Origin of the sequence: uncultured Gimesia sp., from assembly GCF_963972345.1 — a bacterium.
Taxonomy (GTDB): domain Bacteria; phylum Planctomycetota; class Planctomycetia; order Planctomycetales; family Planctomycetaceae; genus Gimesia.
Map to the genome: position 1 here is coordinate 1 of NZ_CAXAVM010000333.1, position 3,441 is coordinate 3,441.

A 3,441-nucleotide genomic window follows, 5' to 3' on the forward strand; every position below is an offset into this window, starting at 1 on the left:
CTGGTTTGGCACTACCAGACAGGCCGTCCGCACCATCCGCCAGGGCGCCCGCCTGGTCGTCTACGCCAACGACGGACTCATGATGCAGCACGCCATGCAAACCGCCTTCAGCGAACTCCGCAAAGGGTAAACGAACACAAGCCACAACCCACAGGTGATACCGGATGCAATCCGGTACGAGCGCAGCGAGCAGGAAACTGTCAGAGCAAGCGACCAATCCAGCAACAGAAAACCAGCCACGCAGCAGCGAACCCGTATGTCCGCACCCTACTGCAACCGGGATCGAAATGATCCTCTTAACGACACGTCTTCACCCATAACCTCCTGTTGTCTCCGCCAACACCGAATTACATTCGGGGCCATCTGGATTTTTACTTCACACCAACCAGAACCAACGCCGGTGTGCCACTGATCGGCTTGTCCGACAGTGCTGGTTCAATACCAGTTCAAAGCTTCCGATACACCAAAAAGCAGGAACTGTTCTATTTAAATCAATGCTTCAATTCTTTCGTTCAATCCTCCGTCCCCGGTTCACCAGATTGTTATTATCTGCCTTTGCTTTCTCAATTGCCGTTCGCTGCCGTTCATTGTAAAAGTCCGTCGTTAACGGCTTGCGTCGCTGTCCCGAAATCAGTTCAAGCAGGCCCAGCAGTGTGCCTACGATCTGAGGTTCCGCCCCTGTCTCCAGACCCGCGGTCCGCGCCGGCCAGGTCGTGTAACCGCCCAGGTAATGCTGTTCGGGCGGAGGAATGTAACCGGCGGCGCCGTTCGCCAGACTCATGTTGAAGGTATAGCGAAACGGACTTTGTGCTTTGAGCTTCAAGCCGGTAATCGCGTAGACTTCATTGGGAATCGCCGTGATCGCCAGATCGCCGATACAGATCACCTGCAGAATCAGCTCTTCCACCGGATGCGCTTCAATCCACAGCGCCTGCTCGGCGTAAACTTCCGGTCGATTCGCCGGACGCCGCTCGCCTCGTTTCGCATTGATCGCTTCCGCCCAGGCCAGTCGCTCAGGAGTCGGCAATCGACGATTTAATACAACCGTCGCCTGCGCCATTTCCAGCTCGGGAGTACCACTGCCATAAATGATTTTCTGATACGCGTTCAGAGCAATCTCCGCCAGCTCACCCGCATACTGGTCGAGACCATAATCGCTGCGGCGCGGCTTCGAGTAATCCATCCACTGCAGATCACCCGATGTACCCTGCGACATCGCCGCCACGAACGGTTTTTCAGGATCGCCGGTTTTCCCGATCTTCGCTTCCAGCAGTTGACAGAATTTACCGTAATAATCGGACGAGAATCCGCCCCGGGCTCCGAAGTAATGCATCGAATAATTCGCCAGCAGACCCAAGGGTCGTTTGCCATCGGCTGACTGAATACTCAACAGCGACAGCCCCGGATCCGCAGGTCCCGCAGGACAGACGTAATCGGGATTCTGATGACCGGGGTGCATCATCGCCCGCACCGTTTTGTCTCCGAAAGGATCTTCGCCCGGCTGGTCAGGCTGCCTTAACCAGCGTCGACAGTGCGTATGGGCCGGCGCATCAACGGACGTGTAACCAATCCGCGCCGGTTCCCGATTCGCATACGCTTTCGCAATCCCTTCCGCCAGCTTCGGTGGCAGAAACCGCTCGTAGGTCGGATCGCTGTTCGTGCCCAGACAGAGATTCATCACGCTCGGCGCGGTATGCGTGTGTGTCGAAGAGATCAGAATCCGGTCAACAGGAATGCCCGTTTTTTGACTGGCGAGTATCTTCGCCCGATCACAGATGTCGCGCGGAATCATGCAGGAATCAACGACGACAATCGCCACCGTCGTCTCCCCCGACTGCAGCACAAAACAGCGGGCATACAACCGGTCCAGCACTTTGTCCTGATTGATTTCCAGGAACTGGCCATTCTGCAGAGCCGGCAGCTTCTCAGGCGTGATATCAATTGCAGCGACACCCGCCGAGATCGCACCAGATCCCTCGGCAGGAAGAATACACAGCAATAACATCAGGCTCAAAACAGACGACATCATCAATGAAACACATCGCATGATTACACACTCTCCAGTCAGTTGAAAAAACAAAGTCGCTGCGATTCGTTACTGCTTCTGTTCCGGTTTCGCCTGTTTCGCCCGCAGCAGCTTCGCCATGTACGTAGCCGTTTCATCGGCAATCACATTGTAGCCCGCCAGGTTGGGATGACGGTCCCCATACCAGCCGGGCAGATCACCGAGAATTGGGTCCAGTTCGTTCGCCATCACTACCACACTGCCACCGATCACGAACGGCTTCACCAGTGCATGGTATTTTTCCGGAACCTTCTCCAGCGGATAACGCCGATAGGTGAGCATGTTCTGCCCTTTCTTCAGCTCTTCTGCGTAACGGGGATAAATATCGAAGACTTCCAGGTTCTCTTTCTTCGCGACGTCAAATACCAGGTCGTTGATTTTTTTACTGTCCGCTTCATTCGCAAACGGAATCACCGTCATCGGAATCAGCAAGGCGTTGGGATGATCTTCACGCAGCCGCGCCAGCAGCTGATGAAAATCTTTGGGAAAATTCTCTGTGAAGTTCTCGCGTCGTGCCCGGTCGTTCAAACCGTACCGGATGAAGATATAATCCAGGCCCGGCAGTTTGGCAGCATCCCGATCATAGCGGCCCGAATCAAACAGCCGCTTGATATATTCGCCACTCAAACTCGAATTGATCACATCACAGGACGGCAGATCCCCTTCCGCAGCCAGCAGTTGTTCCAGCACCTGTTCCAGATGCGGCCCTTTCGGCTTCAGTTTGCGGGGAATACTTCCCTCCGTCGTACTGTCGCCGAGTAACAGGATCTGTACCTTTCCTTCGTGCTCCGCGTTCACAGTGACGGGAACAGACAAGATCGAGATCACAGTCATTAAAACATATAGAGATAGTCGTCGCAGCATCATCAGAGAAGTCCTGTAGGTAAGTGGAAGGAAGCAGGCGGGGTCGCAACATCATCAGGAACGGAACAGGTCCGTCGCATCTTCATTATGGTGCACTCTTGAAGCAAGTGCAATTTACAACCGGAGTTTTGGTCAATCTGTCTGCCCGTTAACGGCCGCATCTCCCGTGTGAACAGGATCGAATCTCTGCAGAAGTTGACCGCTGAGCGGTAGTCAGACGCGCACTGCTCAAGCGACATTCCCGCACAAATTGATCTTGACCGCTGCGCGCCGTCGGCGATAAGCGCTATTCTGAGTCGCGCGCGTGACCAGTTTACAGAGCACTGAAACAGGGCGAACCACTTCCGGAGGTTCACGCGAAATCCGGCGGTTTTTTCCCGATCTTCACTGCCTGAAACAGCACCAGTTCCCGATGTATGCCTGCGGGTCGCCACACATCGCAGAGTTTCGTCCCGGTACCGCCTCAGCACCGCCGCACATCGGTCCCCTGTCAACCCGTATCGCCACCCCGT

At 55.0% G+C, this 3,441-nt stretch carries 3 protein-coding genes; 1 reads left to right on the plus strand and 2 read right to left on the minus strand.

The genetic code is table 11. From position 1 onward, the window contains the following. Nucleotides 1–499: 499 nt before the first annotated feature. The gene (locus AACZ40_RS28625) at nucleotides 500–2,047 is read right to left on the minus strand and encodes a hypothetical protein (protein WP_291173560.1); all 1,548 of its coding nucleotides are present in this window, start codon (nucleotides 2,045–2,047) and stop codon (nucleotides 500–502) included. A gap of 48 nt (nucleotides 2,048–2,095) precedes the next feature. Further along, entirely contained in the window at nucleotides 2,096–2,932 is an 837-nt protein-coding gene (locus AACZ40_RS28630; RefSeq protein ID WP_291173563.1) for an SGNH/GDSL hydrolase family protein, read from the minus strand. Nucleotides 2,933–3,233: 301 nt separating this feature from the next. Between AACZ40_RS28630 and AACZ40_RS28635 the strand changes: the two genes are divergently transcribed. After that, nucleotides 3,234–3,441 (plus strand): hypothetical protein (locus tag AACZ40_RS28635; protein ID WP_339677032.1); only part of this gene is annotated, 208 nt, incomplete at its 3' end.

Bases quoted from the DNA above. Each gene is read 5' to 3' on its own strand.
- AACZ40_RS28625 (WP_291173560.1), bottom strand. From the start codon at position 2,047: ATGCGATGTGTTTCATTGATGATGTCGTCTGTTTTGAGCCTGATGTTA.
- AACZ40_RS28630 (WP_291173563.1), bottom strand. From the start codon at position 2,932: ATGATGCTGCGACGACTATCTCTATATGTTTTAATGACTGTGATCTCG.